The 18579-nt window shown below is 71.6% G+C and carries 23 protein-coding genes; 4 read left to right on the forward strand and 19 right to left on the reverse strand.

Translation table 11 applies throughout. From position 1 onward, the window contains the following. The first annotated feature begins 98 nt into the window (after nt 1-98). Entirely contained in the window at nt 99-749 is a 651-nt protein-coding gene (locus HNQ07_RS12100; protein ID WP_184112084.1) for an SCO family protein, read from the forward strand. A gap of 62 nt (nt 750-811) precedes the next feature. Here the strand turns inward: HNQ07_RS12100 and HNQ07_RS12105 are convergent, their stop codons facing one another. After that, the gene (locus HNQ07_RS12105; RefSeq protein WP_184112086.1) at nt 812-1582 is read right to left on the reverse strand and encodes a VOC family protein; all 771 of its coding nucleotides are present in this window, start codon (nt 1580-1582) and stop codon (nt 812-814) included. 205 nt (nt 1583-1787) lie between these two features. Between HNQ07_RS12105 and ruvB the strand changes: the two genes are divergently transcribed. Next, nucleotides 1788-2792 (forward strand): Holliday junction branch migration DNA helicase RuvB, encoded by a 1005-nt coding sequence (gene ruvB / locus HNQ07_RS12110; RefSeq protein ID WP_184112088.1) that lies wholly within the window; start codon nt 1788-1790, stop codon nt 2790-2792. A 66-nt stretch (nt 2793-2858) separates the two neighbouring features. Here ruvB and ada read toward each other — a convergent pair whose 3' ends face one another. Then, a complete protein-coding gene (ada, locus tag HNQ07_RS12115) occupies nt 2859-3893 on the reverse strand; it encodes a bifunctional DNA-binding transcriptional regulator/O6-methylguanine-DNA methyltransferase Ada (protein WP_184112090.1) in 1035 nt (344 codons plus the stop codon). 222 nt (nt 3894-4115) lie between these two features. Between ada and HNQ07_RS12120 the strand changes: the two genes are divergently transcribed. Further along, nucleotides 4116-4475, forward strand: a complete 360-nt coding sequence (locus tag HNQ07_RS12120) for an ArsC/Spx/MgsR family protein (RefSeq protein ID WP_184112092.1) — start codon at nt 4116-4118, stop codon at nt 4473-4475. 3 nt (nt 4476-4478) lie between these two features. Here HNQ07_RS12120 and HNQ07_RS12125 read toward each other — a convergent pair whose 3' ends face one another. Both HNQ07_RS12125 and HNQ07_RS12130 read right to left on the reverse strand, forming a co-directional pair. Beyond that, nucleotides 4479-5363: an alpha/beta hydrolase family protein gene (locus HNQ07_RS12125; RefSeq protein WP_184112094.1), complete on the reverse strand. Its 885-nt coding sequence runs from the start codon at nt 5361-5363 to the stop codon at nt 4479-4481. Nucleotides 5364-5398: 35 nt separating this feature from the next. Further along, the gene (locus HNQ07_RS12130) at nt 5399-6499 is read right to left on the reverse strand and encodes an acyltransferase family protein (protein ID WP_184112096.1); all 1101 of its coding nucleotides are present in this window, start codon (nt 6497-6499) and stop codon (nt 5399-5401) included. Nucleotides 6500-6613: 114 nt separating this feature from the next. On the opposite strand from HNQ07_RS12130, the gene HNQ07_RS12135 reads away from it, so the two are divergent. Then, nucleotides 6614-7024 (forward strand): DUF1801 domain-containing protein, encoded by a 411-nt coding sequence (locus tag HNQ07_RS12135; RefSeq protein ID WP_184112098.1) that lies wholly within the window; start codon nt 6614-6616, stop codon nt 7022-7024. An 8-nt stretch (nt 7025-7032) separates the two neighbouring features. Here the strand turns inward: HNQ07_RS12135 and HNQ07_RS12140 are convergent, their stop codons facing one another. From HNQ07_RS12140 to HNQ07_RS12210, 15 genes are all read right to left on the reverse strand, one after another. After that, complete coding sequence (locus HNQ07_RS12140) at nt 7033-7779, reverse strand: SDR family oxidoreductase (RefSeq protein ID WP_184112100.1); 747 nt, start codon at nt 7777-7779, stop codon at nt 7033-7035. A 3-nt stretch (nt 7780-7782) separates the two neighbouring features. Beyond that, nucleotides 7783-8202, reverse strand: a complete 420-nt coding sequence (locus HNQ07_RS12145; RefSeq protein WP_184112102.1) for a hypothetical protein — start codon at nt 8200-8202, stop codon at nt 7783-7785. Further along, the gene (locus HNQ07_RS12150; protein WP_184112104.1) at nt 8195-10228 is read right to left on the reverse strand and encodes a molybdopterin oxidoreductase family protein; all 2034 of its coding nucleotides are present in this window, start codon (nt 10226-10228) and stop codon (nt 8195-8197) included. The genes HNQ07_RS12145 and HNQ07_RS12150 overlap by 8 nt, the downstream gene beginning before the upstream one ends. 79 nt (nt 10229-10307) lie before the next feature. After that, entirely contained in the window at nt 10308-11417 is a 1110-nt protein-coding gene (locus HNQ07_RS12155) for an oxidoreductase (protein WP_184112106.1), read from the reverse strand. A gap of 123 nt (nt 11418-11540) precedes the next feature. Further along, entirely contained in the window at nt 11541-12167 is a 627-nt protein-coding gene (locus HNQ07_RS12160) for a dihydrofolate reductase family protein (protein WP_184112108.1), read from the reverse strand. Further along, the gene (locus HNQ07_RS12165; protein WP_184112109.1) at nt 12164-12583 is read right to left on the reverse strand and encodes a VOC family protein; all 420 of its coding nucleotides are present in this window, start codon (nt 12581-12583) and stop codon (nt 12164-12166) included. Before HNQ07_RS12165 ends, HNQ07_RS12160 begins: the two co-directional genes overlap by 4 nt. A gap of 13 nt (nt 12584-12596) precedes the next feature. Next, nucleotides 12597-12998, reverse strand: coding sequence for a VOC family protein (locus HNQ07_RS12170; protein ID WP_184112110.1), 402 nt, complete (start codon nt 12996-12998; stop codon nt 12597-12599). Beyond that, nucleotides 12995-13441: a YdeI/OmpD-associated family protein gene (locus HNQ07_RS12175; protein WP_184112111.1), complete on the reverse strand. Its 447-nt coding sequence runs from the start codon at nt 13439-13441 to the stop codon at nt 12995-12997. Before HNQ07_RS12175 ends, HNQ07_RS12170 begins: the two co-directional genes overlap by 4 nt. Nucleotides 13442-13451: 10 nt before the next feature. Continuing rightward, a complete protein-coding gene (locus tag HNQ07_RS12180; RefSeq protein WP_221274955.1) occupies nt 13452-14204 on the reverse strand; it encodes a DUF899 domain-containing protein in 753 nt (250 codons plus the stop codon). Next, a complete protein-coding gene (locus tag HNQ07_RS12185; RefSeq protein WP_221274958.1) occupies nt 14201-15034 on the reverse strand; it encodes an alpha/beta fold hydrolase in 834 nt (277 codons plus the stop codon). Before HNQ07_RS12185 ends, HNQ07_RS12180 begins: the two co-directional genes overlap by 4 nt. After that, entirely contained in the window at nt 15031-15576 is a 546-nt protein-coding gene (locus HNQ07_RS12190; protein WP_184112112.1) for a dihydrofolate reductase family protein, read from the reverse strand. The genes HNQ07_RS12185 and HNQ07_RS12190 overlap by 4 nt, the downstream gene beginning before the upstream one ends. A 2-nt stretch (nt 15577-15578) precedes the next feature. Continuing rightward, nucleotides 15579-17051, reverse strand: coding sequence for a DHA2 family efflux MFS transporter permease subunit (locus HNQ07_RS12195; RefSeq protein WP_184112113.1), 1473 nt, complete (start codon nt 17049-17051; stop codon nt 15579-15581). Further along, complete coding sequence (locus HNQ07_RS12200) at nt 17048-17446, reverse strand: VOC family protein (RefSeq protein ID WP_184112114.1); 399 nt, start codon at nt 17444-17446, stop codon at nt 17048-17050. Before HNQ07_RS12200 ends, HNQ07_RS12195 begins: the two co-directional genes overlap by 4 nt. A gap of 18 nt (nt 17447-17464) precedes the next feature. Further along, complete coding sequence (locus HNQ07_RS12205) at nt 17465-18034, reverse strand: dihydrofolate reductase family protein (protein ID WP_184112115.1); 570 nt, start codon at nt 18032-18034, stop codon at nt 17465-17467. Continuing rightward, nucleotides 18031-18579: a DUF4287 domain-containing protein gene (locus HNQ07_RS12210; protein WP_184112117.1), complete on the reverse strand. Its 549-nt coding sequence runs from the start codon at nt 18577-18579 to the stop codon at nt 18031-18033. Before HNQ07_RS12210 ends, HNQ07_RS12205 begins: the two co-directional genes overlap by 4 nt.

An 18579-nucleotide genomic window follows, 5' to 3' on the forward strand; every position in this document is an offset into this window, starting at 1 on the left:
CAACTTCAAACGCCTGAATGAGGGGACTGACTGCGGTCGGTCCTCTCGTCCGTTGGTGCTGGGACACCCCGCCCCGCCGGCTGCCCTAGCCTGCCCGAATGAAGATCCTGACCGCCGCGCTGCTGGCCGTGGCCGCGATCCTGGCGAGCCTGCTGCTGTACCGGCAGGCGAACCCCGGCGTGAGCGGCGGCGACGCGCTGGACACGCCCACGCCGCTGCCCGCGGTCGCGCTGCTGGATGACCGGGGCCAGTCGACCACGCTCGCGCATTCGGATGGTCGGATGCGGCTGGTGTTCTACGGGTACGTGCGCTGCCCGGACGTGTGCCCGGCCACGCTGGCGAGCCTGAAGAACACCTGGGGCCGGCTGGACGCCGCGCAGCGCGGGAAGGTGCAGGTGCAGTTCATCAGCGTCGATCCGGCGCATGACCGCCCGGACGTGGTGCGCGCGTACCTCGACAAGTTCGACGGGACGTTCACCGGCCTGACCGGTACCTCAGAGGCGGTGAACGCGGCGGCGAAGGCGATGTTCGTGGGGCTGGTCACGCCGCTCGCGGAGCACGGCGCGCATGACGGCGGCGCGCACGACGCGGCCACGGTGAGCGCCGCGCCGGCCGAACTGCTGCACGGCGATCAGGTCAGCGTCGTGGACACTGGGGGCCGGTTCGTGCGGGTGTACGGCAACGGCGCGGTGATCGACGGCACGCTGGAACGCGACCTGCCGGGCCTGATCAAGCAGTACGGGTCGTAAGCCACGACGACGGCCGGCCAGGGAGCACCTTGCTCTCCCTGGCCGGCCGTGCCTGCTGGTGCTCAGCGCTTCAGCTGGATCACGCTGAACGTGGCGCCGTCCGGATCAGCCAGGACGGCAATCGTGCCGAACGGCGAGTCGAAGGGCGTGACCGTCACGGTGCCGCCGCTCGCCTCGGCGGTCTTCACGGCCTGCTGAATGTCGTCCACGGCGAAGTACGTCATCCAGTGCGGGGGCACGCTGGCGGGCCAGTGACCGTCGTCCATCTGCATGATGCCGGCGGTCTCGACGTCGTCCTTCTTCAGCGTGTAGTACGTCATGCCGCCGGGCATCTGATCGGAGTCGGCGCCGAACAGGGTGGTGTAGAACGCGCGGGCGCCGGAGCTGTCGCGGGTCAGCACCTCCTGCCACGCGGGCGCGCCATGCGCGCCGGCCACGGTGTAGCCGTGGAAGTCCAGCGGCTGCCACAGACCGAAGGCCGCGCCGGTCGGGTCGGTTGCCACCAGCATGTGGCCCATGCGGTGCACCTGCATGGGCTCGACCATCACATTCCCGCCCAGCTCGCGGATGCGGTCGGCGTCGGCCTGCGCGTCGTCGCTGCTGAAGTACACGGTCCACATGCTGGGCATGCCGGCCATGTCCGGGGATTTCGCCATGAAGCCCGCGATCTCCTCGCCGCCCTTCCGGACGCGGTGGTAGTGGCCGTAGTCCGCGCCCTGGTCCTCGAAGGTCCAGCCGAACAGAGCGCTGTAGAAGGCCTTGGTCTCCTCGGGCTTGCCGGTGCTCAGGTCGAACCACGTGGGGGTGCCGGCGGGGTGCGTCAGTGCAGTCATGGGGAACCTCCGGGAAGGACAGTGCGAGCCGCTCCGCCGTGGGCCGACGTCTGGCCGGACCACGGTGGAGAGGAGCGCGGGCGGGGTGCTCCAGCCGCAGCCAGAGCGTCATCTTTCTTACACTTCAGTGTACGCCGGGTCGCGTGTCCTGTCAAATTCTTCCGGGCCAGTTCCGCTCACAGCTAAATTGCGCTACACTTCCCCCATGACCGATGCTGCCTCCGGACTCGACGCCGCCCTGCGGCCCAAGACCCTGGCCGAGTACGTGGGGCAGGAGAAGCTCAAGGACAAGATGGGCGTGTACCTCCAGGCCGCCAAGGGCCGCCGCGAGGCGCTCGACCACACGCTGCTGTTCGGCCCGCCCGGCCTGGGCAAGACCACGCTGGCGCACATCATCGCGGCCGAACTCGGCGTGAACATCCGCGTGACGTCCGGGCCGGCCATCGAGAAGCCCGGCGACCTCGCCGCCATCCTCACGAACAGCCTGGAAGAAGGCGACGTGCTGTTCATCGACGAGATCCACCGGCTGGGCCGCGTGGCGGAAGAGCACCTGTACCCGGCCATGGAGGACTTCAAGCTCGACATCGTGCTGGGGCAGGGGCCGGCCGCGCGGACCATCGAGCTGCCGCTGCCGCGCTTCACGCTGGTCGGCGCGACCACCCGCCCGGGTCTGATCACCGCGCCCATGCGCAGCCGCTTCGGGATCATCGAGCACCTCGAGTACTACACGCCCGAGGAGATCGCCATCAACCTGCTGCGCGACGCGCGGCTGCTCGGGTTTGGTCTGGACGAGACGGCCGCGCTGGAAGTCGGCGCCCGCTCGCGCGGCACCATGCGCATCGCCAAGCGCCTGCTGCGCCGCGTGCGCGACTACGCCGAGGTGGCCGGTGAGAGCACCATCAGCCTGGAGCGCTCGCACAGCGCTCTGGACAAGCTCGGCCTGGACTCGGCGGGCCTCGACGACCGCGACAAGAAGTACCTGGAGACCCTGATCCACCGCTTCGCCGGCGGCCCGGTCGGCGTGGACACCCTCGCCACCGCGATCAGCGAGGACGCCCTGACCCTGGAGGACGTGTACGAGCCGTACCTGATCCAGCTCGGCTTCATCAAGCGCACGCCGCGTGGCCGGGTCGCCACCGCGCACGCCTACGACCACCTGGGCCTGCCGGTCGGCGGTGCGGACAGCGACCTCGGCATGTTCGTGAACTGACGAGCGAGGGATGCGGGTGGGGCCGGCGGCGACGACCGGCCCCACCCGTGTCTTTCTGATTCCCGCTCAGGCGCGCTCCAGCTCCAGCAGCCGCGCCTTGCGTTCCGCTCCCCAGCGGTAGCCCCCGTGCCCGCCCGCCTTCGGCACGATGCGGTGGCATGGCACGACCACCGCGACGGGATTGGTGGCGCACGCCCGGGCAACGGCCCGCACCGCCGCCGGCTGCCCGATCATCCCTGCGAGCTGGGCGTAGGTGCGCGTCTCGCCGCGCGGAATCTCGCGCAGGGCCGCCCACACGCGCCGCTGGAAGTCCGTGCCGGGCACGTCTGTCGTCAACGGAAGGGTGCGGCCGGCCAGGTGTGCCTGCACGCCCTCGACATACGTCCTGAGGAGGGCCGCGTCCTCCACCAGTTCCGCACGTGGGTACTCGGCGCGCAGTTCGGCACCCAGGGCGTCCGGCTCGCCGAAGCGCACGGCACACAGACCCCGCGCGGTCGCCGCGACCAGCATCGGCCCCAGGACGCTGTCTGTGACCGCGTAGTGAATGCGCTCGCCGGCGCCGCCGCGCGCGTACGCACCGGGCGTCATGCCGAGCTGGTCGGTCGCGGGGGCGTACAAGGTGGCGGGCGAGTCGTGGCCGGCGCCGTACAGGGCGGCCGTGACGTTGGGGGTCATCTTCAGTTCCTCCTTGAGCTTCTGGGTGCGGCGGCCGAGCGCGTACTGCTTGGGGCTCACGCCCAGGCGCGCCTTGAACACACGTTGCAGGTGAAAGGGGCTGACCCCCACCGCCGCGGCGAGATCGGCCAGGGCGGGCGGAGTCGGCGCCGCCTCGATCAGTGCCTGCGCGTGGGCCACGGCCCTGGCCCCGGCGCCGATCCGCTCCGGCGTGCAGCGTTTGCAGGGCCGGAACCCGGCCGCCTCCGCCGCGCCGGGCGAGTCGTGGAACGACACGTGCTCGCGGCGGGGGCGGCGCGACGGGCAGCCGGGGCGGCAGTAGATGCCGGTGGTGCTCACGCCGTACCAGAACGTGCCGTCGGCGGCGCCGTCGTGCGCCAGGACGGCCGCCCAGCGCGCCGCGTCGTCGGAAGATTCGGTGGTCATGCCCGCAGGCTACGCGCCCCGTGCGCCCCCCGTGACCGGATTCTTGCGGTCAAATTCCTCTGCCCGCGGCCGGTACACTTCCCCCATGGGATGGACTCTGCTCCATTCCGCCACACCCGGAACCGCGCCGGCTGCGGCTCCACTCCGCGCCGCCCATCCTCTCTCCTCCTCACGTCCGTTCGGATGTCCAGGGTGCTGTGCACCCTTCCCATCGGAGGCTTCATGTCCGACCTTCAGGTGCAGGTCTTCGGCACGCGCAGGAGCAAGGAAACGCGCGCCGCCGAGCGCTTCTTCAAGGAACGCAAGATCAAGATCCACTTCGTTGACCTGAACGAGCGGCCCATCGCGCGCGGCGAACTCGCGCGTTTCGTGCAGAAATTCGGCGTGAATGCCCTGCTCGACCTGGAGGGCAAGGCCTACGAGCGCAGCAACCTCGCGTATCTCCGCACCACCGAGGAGGGCATCATCGCGAAGGTGATCGAGACGCCGGAGCTGCTGAAACTGCCGCTGGTGCGCGGCGGCAAGGTGCTCACCGTGGGCGAGGACATGGACGGCTGGAAGGCGATGGTCGCGGGGCCCTGAGCGTTACGGGTCGGCGTGGCCCAGCGGGTCGGGCTGGGCCTGCCGTACGCGGGCCAGGAACGCCATCAGCTCGTCCGCGAACGCCGGCCCGAAGTGAGTGCCGCCCAGGTGCGGCCCGTCCAGGTGCAGCAGGCGGCTCGCGGGCGAGGTGTTCGCGGCGTACAGCACCTCGCCGTTGCGCGCGAACGACACCGCCGAGTCGGCGGCGCTGCCCGCCACCAGCACCGGCAGCGCCGCGCCGGCCCCTGGGTAGTCGCGCCCCGGGTCGCGGCCGGGCGGCAGCGCCTCGCCCGGTTTCAGGCCGTGCGCGGCGGCGATGTCGGCCATGAAGGTCGGGTTGCCGCCGCGCCACGCGTCCTCCAGGCTCACCTGGGCGTCCAGCAGCATCACGCCCGAGACCGGGTAGACGCCCGCGTACGCCGTGAGCAGCGCCGGCAGGCCGCCCATCGAGTACCCGAAGTTGAAGATGTGGCCGTCGAAGGGAAACAGCCGGACGGCGCGGGCGTGCATGTCGGCCAGATAGGTGATGGCCTGCGGCGCGCCCCACGTGGTCGGCCCGGCGTCGTTGCTGACCAGCACGGCATACCCGGCGTCGCGCAGCCGGGCGTACAGCGCCGTCAGGTGCGGGCGGGTCAGGCTCAGGTCGGCCGTCATGCCGCGCGAGTGCGACACGACCACCAGCGGGCATGCGGGCGTACACGCACCGGGCACGTACAGGAAGGCGTCGCCCAGTGGGTGCGGCAACCGCAGCGGGGCCGCGTGCGGGTCAGCTGGGGGCGTGTCACGCACGGGCACACTCGGCGCGGTCTGGGTGGGGGGCAGGGCGGTCAGGGCGGCCGGCGACACCAGCACGGCGCCCAGCAGCAGCGGAAATACCACACGCTTCATCCCGCCGAGGGTAGCAGGGCGACCCTGTCACGACCCTAACGGCCGAACAGCCACCGGGACGCAGCCGTGCCCGTCAGCGCGCGCGCGATCAGCAGCGGCACCAGAAGCGCGGCCAGCCCGTATCCCAGCAGCGTGGCGGCGAATCCCAGCGGGTGCGCCGGAAAGCCCCAGCGTTCCATGACGTACAGCAGCGCCGGGTGCAGCAGGTACACCTGCAGGCTGAGGGTGCCCAGCACCGTCAGCGCCCGCACCCAGCGGCCCCGTGTGGCCGCCAGCGCCAGCGACGCGCCGAACAGCACCAGCACCGCCGCCGCCGTGTACGCCCAGTTCGCCGCGCTGAAGGCCAGCGTGCTCACCGGCTCCTCCTGCAACGCCGACAGCGACAGGGGCAGGAACCACGCCAGGGTCAGCGCGGTCACGCCCACGATCCACACGCGCCCGCGCGCCCACAGCGCCTCGAAGGCGCCCTCGTTCGCGCCGAAGTACATGCCCAGCGCCAGGGTCGGGAGATACCACACCGCCATGGTCGCCGGGTACGCGAACTCCAGCACGTCCACCCGGTTCAGGCCGTACACCGCGAGCTGCGCCACGGCCGCCGCCAGCAGCACGCCCCACAGCGGCCAGCGCCGACGCCACAGCGGCAGCAGCAGCGGCAGCACCGCGTAGAACTGCAACACCACCAGCAGGAAATACAGGTGGTAGTAGCCCTTGCCGTACAGCAGCCACACCGCCCAGCGCCCCGGCTCCCGCACCTGCGCGGCGTCCTCCTGGCCGGTGGCGAAGCGGAACAGCACGTACAGCAGCGTCCACAGCAGGTATGGCAGCAGGGCCGTGCGCGCCCGCGACGCGTAGTACCGCCGCAGGTCGAAGTGCCGCAGGGCCGAGCGGGTCAGCACCAGCGCGGTCATGAACACGAAGGCCGGCACCACGAACAGCAGCGACCGGTTCAGGACCGCCAGTGCCGTGCCCAGCGCGCTGCCCTCGGGCGCGTACCGCAGCCCCATGCCCGAGGTGTGGAGGGCCACCACCGCCATGATCGCCACGCCCCGGAACACGTCCAGCGCCACCACGCGCCCGGCTGGCACCGGCACACTCGCCGGCGCCGGCGCGGGACGGTAGTCGGCGCTCACGGTCATGACCGCTCACAGTAGGCATGGCCGGGGCGGGGCGGGCGTGTCCAGAGTCAAGGCCCGTTAACCGTGCTCACCGGCCACGCCCAGCGTGGCACCATGAGCCCACGGAGGAGTCTCATGACCAACACCGCCCCGCCGCCGGAAGACGCGCCGGCCAGGATCACCGCCCGTATTGCCGAACTGGGTGGGTGGCGCGGCCAGACCCTCGCCCACGTCCGGCAGCTGATCCACGACGCCGTGCCCGACGTGCAGGAGGAGTGGAAGTGGGCCAAGGCGACCTCGCCCGGCGTGCCGGTGTGGTCGCACGGCGGCGTCCTGTGCACCGGTGAGGTCTATCAGTACGCCGTGAAACTCACGTTCTTTCGTGGCGCGGCGCTGCCCGATCCGGCGGGGCTGTTCAATGCCAGCCTGAGCGGCGCGGCCCGCCGGGCCATCGACCTGAAACAGGGAGAGACGCTCGACGCCGCCGCGTTCCGCGACCTGATTCGTGCCGCCGTGGCCGCCAACGCCGCCGCGAAGAAGACGTAACCCGGCCCTCAGCGACCGCCACTCACGTCCAGCAGCGTGCCGGTCACGTACGACGCATTGTCCGACAGCAGCCACAGAATCGCCCGCGCCACCTCCTCGGCGGTGCCGCCCCGGCCCAGCGGCACCCCGGACGCCAGGCGCGCCACCCGCCCCGGCTCGCCGCCCAGCGCGTGGATGTCCGTCTCGATCAGGCCCGGCCGCACACCACACACCCGGATGCTCTCCTGCGCGACCTCGCGCGCCAGTCCCACCGTCAGGGTGTCCACCGCGCCCTTCGACGCCGCGTAGTCCACGTACTCGCCGCCGGAGCCCAGCACGGCCGCCCGCGACGACACGTTCACGATCACGCCGCCCGCCCCGCCATGCCGGGTGGACAGGCGCCGCACCGCCGCGCCCGCGCACAGGAACGCGCCGATCACGTTCGTGGTCAGGACGCGGTGCAGGCGGGCCGCGTCCATCTCGTCCACGCGGGCCTGCCGCTCCAGGGTGCCCGCGTTGTTCACCAGCCCGCGCAGCGGCCCGAACTCGGCCTGCACCGCGTCGAACAGGCGCTCCACGTCCGAGTCCACGCCCACGTCGGCCCGCACGGCCAGCGCCCGGCCACCCGCCGCCTCGATGCCGCGCACGACCTCGGCTGCGGCCTGGGCGTCATGCCGGTAGCTGAGGCCCACCGCGTACCCCGCCTGCGCTGCCAGCCGCGCCGTCGCCGCGCCGATGCCCCGGCCGCCGCCGGTGATGAGGAGGGAAGGGGTCATGGGTCAGGATACCCAGACCGTGGTGCATTCTCCGGTGGCTGACAGTTCGCAACCTCTTCCGTACAGAGGCCCGAACATCATTTCCACCGTGAGTACGCCAGTGTCGAGGGTACGGGTGAACGATGCAAGACCGATCTCATACACATCTGGGCGGTGCCCTGCACGGCGCGGCGGGTCTTGCCCGACGTGCCAGATCGGCTGCCATTGGCTCACGTAGAAACGCCTCCACTCGAACACGCTTCTATCAGTGTGTCCACAATGGTCGACGAAGAAAGCGCGGAGTGGCCAGGAATATGCATCCTCGCCGCTCTCCACCACGCCATGGTGAAGTTCGACGAGCCACATGGCGCGTGGACACAGCGACTCGTACCTGAACCAATTGTCGTTGAGGATGCTCAGCGTCTTCCTCAGCGCGTCATCCACCTGTCCGCTCCACCCTCACCCGTGTGTTGTGGAACGTGCTGCCGCCGCCCAGGTCGGTCAGCGTCTGGGTGGTGATGGCATTGATGCTCTCGCCGTCCGGCGCGTTCAGGCCCCACCACGTTCCCTCCAGCACCGCCACGCCGGGCTGCACGGCGTCGGTGACCTTCACCCGGCGGCAGGCCTGCCCGACCTCACTGCTCAGGGTGGCGGGAGCGCCGTCCTCCAGGCCGTAGGCTTCGGCGTCGGCGGGGTGGATCATGACGTGCGGTTCACTGCCCTCGGCGCGGGTCAGGTTGGGCAGGTTGCCGTAGGTGGAGTTCAGGAAATGGTGCGCGGGCGGCGTGAGGAGCCGCAGCGGGTAGTCCGCGTTCAGCACGGCGTCCGGGGCGCGGTACTGCGGCGCTGGCGAGAGCTGCACCTTGCCGCTGGGCGTCTCCGCGCCGTGGGCGTAGGGCAGGAACCCGTCCGGGAGGCTCAGCTTCACGCTGCCCTCGGCCTTCAGCCGCTCGGGGGTGATGCCGCTCAGGTGCGCGTGGTCGGTGGTCAAGAGCTCGGCCATCAGCTCGTCCAGCGACCAGTACACGCTGGGTTCGGTCACGCCCAGGCGGCGGGCGAGCTGCTGGAAGACCCAGGAATTCGGGCGGGCCTCGCCGGGAGCGTCGATGGCCTGCGCGTTGTATCCCAGGTAATGGTGCCCGTAGCTGGTGTACAGATCTGGGTGTTCCGCGAAGGTGGTGGCGGGCAGCACGTAGTCGGCCAGCCGGGCGGTCTCGGTCAGGGCCTGTTCCAGCACGACCACGAGCAGGTCGTCCCGCTGGAGGCCGGCGCGCACGCGGGCGCTGTCCGGGGCGACCACGGCGGGGTTGCAGTTGTAGATGAACGCCGCGCCGAAGCCGCCCTCGGGGCGCAGGGCCGTGGCCAGCTCGTTCATGTTCACGTGCGGCACGTCCGCCGGCCGCCGGTGCTGCGCGCCCAGGCGCGTGCGGTTGAGTTTGAAGGCGCCGCTGGTGCTCAGGGTGCAGCCGCCGCCCCGATGGCGCCAGTCGCCGGTCAGCGCGGGGATCAGGGTGACGGCGCGCAGGTTCGTGCCGCCCGTCTCGTGGCGGGTCATGCCGTACCCGACGCGGATGTACGTGGGCCGCGTGGTGCCGATGGCGCGGGCGAAGGCGCGCACGGTGTCGGCGTCCAGCCCGGTGACCTCGGCGGTGCGCTCGGGTGTCCACTCGGCGGCGGCGGCGCGCAGCTCGTCCGCGCCCAGCGTGGCGTGCGCCAGGTAGGCGTCGTCCGTCCAGCCGTGGGCGAACAGTTCGTGCATCACGCCCAGCGCGAGGGCCGCGTCGGTGCCGGGGATGAGCTTCAGGTGCTCGTCCGCGAAGGCGGCGGTGCGGTTGCGGTACGGATCGACGCACACGATCCGCGCGCCGGCCTTGCGGGCGGCCGTCAGGTGCGGCGTGAGGTGGCTGTTGGTGCTCAGCGAGTTGATGCCCCACAGCACGATCAGCCGCGCGTGCGCCACGTCCGCCGGATCGACGCCGTAGCGGGTGCCGTAGCCCAGCGTCCACGCGGCGGTGCCGGCCGACGCGCAGATCGTCTCGTCGAGTTCCGGGGCACCCAGCACCCGGAACAGGGCGTGCGCGTGGTGCCCTTCCATCAGGCCCATGGTGCCGGCGTAGGTGTACCGCAGGATCGAGCTGGGGCCACGCGTGTCGAGCAGGGCGCGCATGCGCGCGGCGATGTCGTCCAGGGCGTCGTCCCACGTCACGCGCTCCCACACGGGCCGGGCGGCCGTCTTGGCGTTCACGCGGCGCAGGGGGTACAGGGGCCGCTCGGGGTGGTTCGCGCGGGCGGGGTAGTGCACGGTCTTGACGCACGCGAAGCCCTTGGTGACCGGGTGCGCCGGGTCGCCCGTGACCTTCAGCATGCGCTGCGGCCCGCCGTCCGGAGCGCCCACCGTGACCTTCAGGCGGCACGCGTCCGGGCAGTCGAGCGGGCAGGTCAGCAGCACGTCACGCGTCACGGCGGTCATGCGCGGAGTCTACGCGGCCCGCCGGGAGCGGGGGAGGGCCACTTGCACCCAGGTCACACGTGCTGGTGCGGGAGTGCGGTCAGACCGTGAACTCGACCCCGCTCAGTTCCTCAGACAGCGCCCACAGGCGCCGGGCGGCGTGACGGTCCTGCGCGGCGTCCGCCTCTGACACGCGCTGCGGAGTCCCGCCGAGTTCCAGCACGCCGGACGGGCCGTAGTACCCGCCGCCCACCGCGTCCGGCGAGGTCGCGGCGTACAGGGTGGGCAGGGCGCCCTGTGCGGCCGGCTGGGCGAACCAGCGGTTCAGGAGGGTCGCGCCGCTACTGTCGCCCTGGAGGCCGGTCGACGCCCAGCCGGGGTGCGCGGCGACGGCCAGCACGTCCTGTCCGGCAGCGGTCAGGCGGCGCTGGAGTTCGGCTGTGAACAGCAGGTTCGCCAGTTTGCTCTGCCCGTACGCGGGCATGGGCGCGTAGGGCCGCGAGTGCCAGTTCGGATCGGTGAAGTCCACGTGCCCGAAGCGGTGCGCGATGCTGCTCACGGTCACGACGCGCGCGCCGGGCGTGCGCTCCAGCAGCGGCAGCAGCCGGGCGGTCAGGGCGAAGTGGCCCAGATGGTTCACGCCGAACTGCGTCTCGAAGCCCTGGGCGGTGCGGCCCAGCGGCGGCACCATGATGCCCGCGTTGTTCACCAAGACGTCCAGCCGGCCGAACCTTTGAGTGAAGGCCTCTGCGAACGAGGCCACGGACGTCAGGTCGCCCAGGTCGAGCGCCATCGGCACCACCTCGCCCCTGGGGCGCAGCGCACGGATCTGCTCCGCGGCACTCTGGGCGCGCTGCGCGTTGCGGCACGCCATCACCACGGTCGCGCCGTGCTGGGCGAGGACACGGGCCGTCTCCAGCCCCAGGCCGCTGTTCGCGCCGGTCACGATGACGACCCGGCCCGTCTGGTCGGGCACGCTGGCCTCCGTCCACGTGCTGTGCCGGCGGCCCCGCAGGAAGTACGCGAGCGGCCCCAGCGTGTTCACGAACAGCGCCGCGCGCCACGCGGCTTTCTGGCCGTTCACGTTCTCGGGGCGGCGGCCGCTCAGATCGGCCCACGCGGCGGCGAACACGCCGAGCTGCGCGGCTCCGGCGACGACGAGCGCGGTCTTCTGGGCGGGGGTCAGGTCTGTCCAGCGCTTGATCTGCATGCGCCCCATCCTCTCAGGGCCTGTGGTCGCGCTGGGCCCTGGACCGGTCAGGTTTTCCTCACGGTCCACAGTCCTCGCGGAGGGCCACTGCACCGCCCGGGTCGGACACGCGCGGCAGGTCACTCACGGCGTAGCCGCGAGGCGGGACACGTCGTACACGCTGAGCACGTTGCCGGAGCCGGGGAAACTCTGTGTCCGCAGCAGGCGGAACTGCGCCGGGGGGCGGCCCGTGAACAGCGGCGTGCCGTCCGGCCCGGCCAGCAGCGGGAACGTGGTGAGGTGCAGCTCGTCCACCAGGCCGCGCGCCAGCAGGTCGTTCCACAGCAGGCGGCTGAGCAGGATCAGCAGGGGCGGTCCCTCTCCGGCCTTCAGGGCGCGCACCGTGGCCTCGGCGTCCGCGATCCGCACGGCGCGGGCGGTCGGGAAGGGCGTCAGGTCGTCGGGCGTGAGGTGATCCGACACGATCACCGTCTCGATCTGCGCGAGGCGGCGCGCAAAGGCCCGGCGCACGTCGGTCGCGCCCGGATCGTCCCGCACGCCCTGCCAGTAGCGCAGGTTGTTCAGCGCCGAGACGTGTCCGGCGAGCAGCAGCGTTCCGGCCGCCTCCAGCAGCGCCAGGTTGTAGTGGTCGAACTGGTCGTCGCCGTGGTAGTCGGGGTGCTGGTACGTGAAGAGGGGCACCAGTGTCCGGCCGGCGTCCTCGTAGCAGCCGTCCAGGGTCACGAAGTTGCTGACGATCAGGGGTCTCATGCACCCGGCTCCGGCGGGTGGGGCACGTTGAGCTGCCACGACACGCCGTACGGGTCGTTCACCCACGCGAAGCGCGCGGAGAAGCCGTAGTCGGCCGGCGGCATCAGCACGCCGCCGCCCTCCGAGAGGCCGGCGTACAGCGCCTCGAACTCGGCTCCGTCGGTGCAGTCCACAAACAGCGACGAGGACGGCGTGAACGTGAACGCGTGCGGAACCGGGCTGTCCGACACGCGCACAGTCAGGCCGCCCGCGAGGTGCAGGGTCGCGCCGCGGATCAGGCCGGCTGCCGCGCCGTCCTCCGGGCCGTAGGGGTCGAGGTGCGCCACGCGCGCATCCGGGAACACGCGGGTGTACAGGGCCAGGGCGTCGGCGGCGGCGCCCTGGAACATCAGGAAGGGCGTCACGGTCTGGGGCATGGGTGGGTCTCCTTCATGGGCGCGAACCGATCTGCTGCACGGCCCAGCCGTTGCCGTCCGGATCGCGGAAGAACACGAAGCCGACGTTGTCGAGCGGATCGTCCGGCGTGGCGGGGCGCGGTGGGCCGCCGAGCACCCGGATCTCCCCGACGTCCACCCCGCGCGACACGAGGTCCGCGTGGGCGGCGCGCAGGTCGTTCACGACCAGTTGCACGCCCTGGAGCGAGCCGGGCGGCATGCTGCGCGGCCCGAGCACGATGGAGCACCCGGAGCCCGGCGGCGTGAGCTGCACCAGCCGCCCGCTGCCCGTGACGACGTCATGGTCCACGTGGAAGCCCAGGCCACCCTCGTAGAAGGCCTTCGCCCGGTCGATGTCCGACACGGGCACCACGACCACCTCGAGCGTCCAGTTCACGCGCCGCCGGCCAGCGTCTCGATGGCCTTGGCCACGCGCCGCGCCCGCGTGTCGGGGTTGGTGGTGCCCTCCACGCTCAGGGTGTGCTGGCGCTTGCCGCTGTAGGACAGCTTCCCGAAGGCGGCCAGGGCGGCCGGGTTGGCGTCCAGCGCGGCCTGGAGGTCGTCCGGGACCACGACCTCGCGCGGGGCGGTGTCGGGCTCCAGCGTGACGGTCACGGTGTCGCCGGCGCTCAGGCCCGCGCCCCTCCGGTGCTCGGCGCTCACGGGGATCATGGCGTGCCCGCCCATCACGCCGACCGTGCTGCGGTACGCGTACCCGTTCACGGTGACGTGCACGGCGGGTTTCTTGCCGCCGCCGAGCGCTGCGATGATCTCCGGCGGCACCTCGATGCCGGTCGCGGTCTTGCCTTCCTGCTTCAGGGTCGTGGTGAACGTGGGCATGGCTCTCCTTTCAGGGCTGCGTGGTCTGGGGCAGCGGTGGGTACTCGTCGTGGCGGCGGATCTTGCTGAAGGTATCGTCCCGCGGCCAGCCGGGCGGCGAGTCCTCCCACGCCTCCTGGCGGCCGTACGGCGTGATGTCGAGGTGACCCGCGATGCTGGAGAGGAGTTCCGCGCCGCGGCCCACCGTGCGGTAGGTCAGGTAGGGCCGGCCCCCGTGCCGCAGGTACACGCTGAAGCCGGGCACCTCGCCGCCGCCGGGCTTCGTCCAGCCCCAGTCCTCGTTGAAGGTGGTGTCCTGCACGGACACCCACGGCACGCTCCAGCCCATGCGCGCCGAGTACGCCAGCAGCGCCCCGATGGGCGCGCGCGAGATGCGCACCAGCGTGATGTCGTACGGCGCGAGGTGCGAGGGGTGCGGAATGGCGTTGTCGGCGTCGTCCGAGCACGACACGCAGCCCTGCGTCCAGTGCGGCTCGAACATGAAGTGGTGGACGATCAGCTGCGAGCGCCCTGCAAACAGCCCCGACAGCGTGACCGGGCCGTGCTCGCCCGTGAAGGTGTAGTCCTCCACGGGCGTCATGGGCAGGCGGCGGCGCTGCGCGGCGATGGCGTCCCGCAGGCGCGTCTCGGCCTTTTCCAGCGGCAACAGGGCGTCGCGGGCGGCCGTCCACGCCCCGCGGTCCACGATGGGCGGGTGCGCGGCCATGGTGTCGATGAGCGCGGTGTCGATGGGTGCGGTGTCGACCAGGGCCGTGTCGCTCATGACCGGGCGTCCTGGGCGTCCAGGAAGGGCTGCACCACGGCGGGCAGCAGCGGCGACGTGAAGATGTCGTAGTGCGTGACGCCGGGCAGGATCGCCAGCCGGTGCGGCGTCATGCCGCTGCCGTCCCAGCCGCCGTCGCGCTGGCCGCCGCCCAGCAGCGCGAAGAACTCGGTGGCGTGCGCGGGCGCGAAGGAGTCCGCGTTGCCGGCCACCAGCAGGGTCGGCGTGGTCAGCGCCGCGACCTGGGGTGTCCAGTCGTAGTCGCGGCGCATCAGGTCGCCCATCTTGCCCCACAGCCGCGCCCAGTCGTCCGGGCGGGGGGCGACGGCGGCGTACAGCTCGTAGATGGGCGTGCGGAGCATGTGCTGGGCGGTGTGCTCGCCCATCTGTTCCATGCTGTCACGCGAGCTGATGTACCACGCTTCTCGTCGCAAGGGCGTGGACACCGCCACCATCGCCCGCACGGCGTCCGGGTGGCGAATGGCGGTCTGTAGGGCCACGCCGCCGCCCAGCGAGTAGCCCATCACGTCGGCGCGCTCCAGCCCCAGGTGACGGATCAGGGCTGCAAGGTCGTCGGCCATCGACTCGTAGGACAGCGGACGGTCGATGTCGGCAGTGCGCCCGTGGCCCTGCACGTCCACGGCGATCACCTCGCGGCCCGCATTGAGCGCCGGGGTCAGGCCGCCGCCAAACATGCCGGTCGCGCCGAAGCCGCCGTGCAGCAGGATCAGCGGGACGCCGTCCGGGCGGGGTGTGCCCGAGCGCTCGTAGTACATGTGCAGGCCGTTCAGGTCCGCGTAGGTGCCGGGGGTGGGGTGGATCGTGGTCATGCGGTTCCTCCGTGTGGAGCGTACCGGAGCAGCAGCAGGCCGCCGGTGAAGGGCTGCGCTTCCAGCAGGGTCAGGGACTGGTTCAGGCCGGGTGGGAAGACGGGCCGCGCCCCGCCGAGCAGAACCGGGTGCAGCCACAGGTGGTACTCGTCGATCAGGTGCGCTCGCGCCAGTGCGTCCAGCAGCGTCATGCTCCCCAGGACGACGAGGTGGCCCTGCCCCTGCGCCCGGAGGTCCGCCACGCCGTCCAGGTCCGGCAGGACCGTGGTGCCCGGCCATGCCGGGTCGCGCAGCGTGCGGGAGACCACGGCGCGCGGCGTGCCGTTCACGAAGTCCGCGATCCATGACGCGCCGCGCGGCTGTGCGGGCCAGTACGCGGCGAGGTGGTCGTAGGTCACGCGGCCCAGCAGCAGGGCGTCCGTGCCGCGCATCATGGCCTGCACGCGGGCGTCCGCGTCGGCCTGGCGGGGACGCATCCACGCCGCCGGCTGCTCCGTCACGCCGTCCACGGTCGAGTCGAGGTTGGCGATCACGCGGCGCATGCTCAGTCGCCCGGCTGCGGCGCAGTGGTCTCCGGGGCGGGCGGCCCGGCGTGCCCCGGCCCGGCCTGGGGCGTTTTCTTCAGGCCCAGCGCGAGCGGCACGGCCAGCGCGGCGATCCACGCGGACACCGTGAACGCGAGCTGGATGCCGCTCTGCTGCGCCAGCAGCGGCGCCGCTCCGCCACCCGCCAGCGCGGCGCTGCGCGCGGCGTACAGCGTGACCAGCAGCGCCGTGCCCGCCGCGCCCGCCACCTGCTGCAGGGTGCTCAGGATGGCGCTGCCGTGCGAGTACAGCTGCGGCGGCAGCGGCCCCAGGCTGCTGGTGAACACCGGCGTGAACAGCAGGGCCAGGCCCACGCTCAGGACCACGTGCAGCGCGATCAGCGCCCACACTGGCGTGGCGGCGGTCAGGTGCCCCAGGCCCCACAGCACGCCCGCCATCAGCACCGTGCCCGGCAGCGTCAGCGGGCGCGGCCCGATGCGGTCGTACCAGCGGCCGACGGTGGGCGCGAGCAGGCCCATCACCAGGCCGCCGGGCAGCAGCAGCAGGCCGGTCTGGAGGGTGCTCAGGCCGCGCACGCCCTGCAGGTACAGCGGCAGCAGGATCGCGCCGCCGAACAGCGCCATCATGGCGATCACCATCAGGCCCACGCCGAGGGTGAACTGTGGGAACGCGAAGGCGCGCAGGTCGAGCAGCGGCGCGTCCCGCCGGATCAGGACCCGCTGGCGCCACACGAACGCGGCCAGCGCCACGACCGCCACGCCCAGCGGCCACAGCACGCCGGAGCTGCCGAAGCCGCCGGGGCCGCTCGCCTGATTCAGCGCGTACACGAAGCCGCCGAAGCCCAGCGCGGACAGCGGAATGGAGATGAGGTCCAGCGGCGAGTTCCTGCGCTCGCCCACGTTGCCCAGCATCCGCGCCCCGTACGCCAGGGCGGCCAGGGCGATGGGCAGGACGAACAGGAACATGAAGCGCCACGACAGGACCTGCAGGATCACGCCCGAGATGGTCGGCCCGATGGCCGGCGCGACCGAGATCACGATGCTGATGTTGCCCATCACGGCGCCGCGGCTGCGTTCCGGCACCACCGTCAGCACGGTCGTCATCAGCAGCGGCAGCATGATCGCGGTGCCCGATGCCTGCACCACACGCGCCAGCAACAGCGGCACGAAGCCGGGCGCCAGCGCGGCCAGCAGCGTGCCCGCACTGAACAGGCCCATCGCCAGCAGGAACACCGTGCGGGTGGCGAGGCGCTGGAGCAGGAAGCCCGTGACTGGGATCACCACCGCCATGGTCAGCATGAACGCCGTGGAGAGCCACTGCGCGCTGCCTGCGCCGACGCGCAGGTCCTTCATCAGCACCGGGATGGCGACGTTCATGATCGTCTCGTTCAGGATGACCACGAAGGTCGCGATCAGCAGGATCATGACCACCGCGCGGTCGCGGGCAGCGAGGGTCTTGGGCGCAGCACTCATGGACGGACCTCCGGGATCACGGGTTCATCGTTGTGAAGGACGGACAGGACGTTGCCGGCGGGATCGGCAAACCACGCGATGGTCGGTCCCTGGCCGCGCATGATGCCCCTGCCGTCGAGGTTCATACCCTCGTAGCGCAGGGTCTCGATGCCGGCCGCGTGCAGGGCGTCCACGGCGGCGTCCACGTCCGGCACCGGGAAGTTCAGCACCGTGTAGGCCGCGGGCGTGTGGTCCGTTTTGGGATACACCAGTACCGGCCGGCCACCGGTGACGTGCAGGCGGAGCATGCCGTGCTCCTCGGTCACGTCCAGGCCCAGCACGCCCCCGTAGAAGGCGCGGGCTGCGGAAATGTCGGGGACGGAGAAGCCGCTGAAGGCGGGGGAGGTCTGCAACATGGGGCTCCCTAGTGATGCTCAGCGCGTGGCGTAGCGCAGCACGGTCACGCCCGCATCGAAGGCTTTCGTTTCCAGCCGCGTGAGGGTCGCGGCGGGCCGGCCCGGCTCGAACAGGGGCGTGCCGCCGCCGAGCGTGACGGGATTGACGTAGATCAGGTACTCGTCGATCAGATCCAGGGCGGCCAGCACGTGCACCAGCCGCGGACTGCCGAAGACCATCAGGTCGCCGCCCGGCTGGGCCTTGAGCGCAGCGACGTGCCCGGCCACGTCCCCCCGGATCAGCGTGGTGTTGTTCCACTCGGCCCGTTCCAGCGAGCGCGAGATCACGACCTTGGGAATGGCCTCCACCCATGCCATGTGCGCGCGGTCGTGGTCGGTGCTGTCCGGGTCGTCCTTCACGGTGGGCCAGTAGCCGGCCATCATGCCGTACACCACCCGGCCGTACACGGCGGCGCCCACGCGGCCAAGGCGCGCGTCCACGTCGGCGGCGATCTCCGGCTCGACGTTGGCCCAGCCCAGCTCGCCCTGCGGCCCGTTGACGTAGCCGTCCAGCGTCATGTGCGTGAAGGAGATCAGCTTGCGGGTCATTTCGCTCCCTCGTACGCGGCGCGCAGCCACGCCAGGACGTCCGCGTCGAGGTGCGCGGCGTCGTCGATCCTCACGCGGTGGGTGACCATCGTGTTCCACGATCCGGCGGCCTCGAAGCGCTCGGTGACGGCCGCGTCGCGGCGTTTGAGCCCGATGTCCAGGCGTCCGGTCGTCGGCTGCACGATGGCGAACTTCTTTCCGCTGCGCGTGAAACTCACGTAGGTGTCGGTGGGCGCGGTGTCCACGTCGTCCCCAAAGGCGCTCACGGCCGCCCGCAGCGAGTCGAAGGCGGGTTTCCACACGGCCTTCTTCCCGCTGAACACGGCGTCTGACCGGTCGTCTTTGGGCGCCGCGAAGTGGTCGGCCTTCAGCAGCGCGGCGGCGATGGCGTTCGCGTGGCCGTGGCCCAGGCCGTAGTCCTGCTTGAGCCACGCCACGATCTCGCCGTGCTTCGTGAGACCCTTCTCGCCGCTCTCGGTGCGGAAGTCCGCGACGGTCTTGCCAGTTTTCGCGTGGACGGTGTCGAGGTACGCCTGAAATGACAT

The sequence above is a fragment of the Deinococcus metalli genome (assembly GCF_014201805.1).
In the GTDB taxonomy this organism is placed as follows: domain Bacteria; phylum Deinococcota; class Deinococci; order Deinococcales; family Deinococcaceae; genus Deinococcus; species Deinococcus metalli.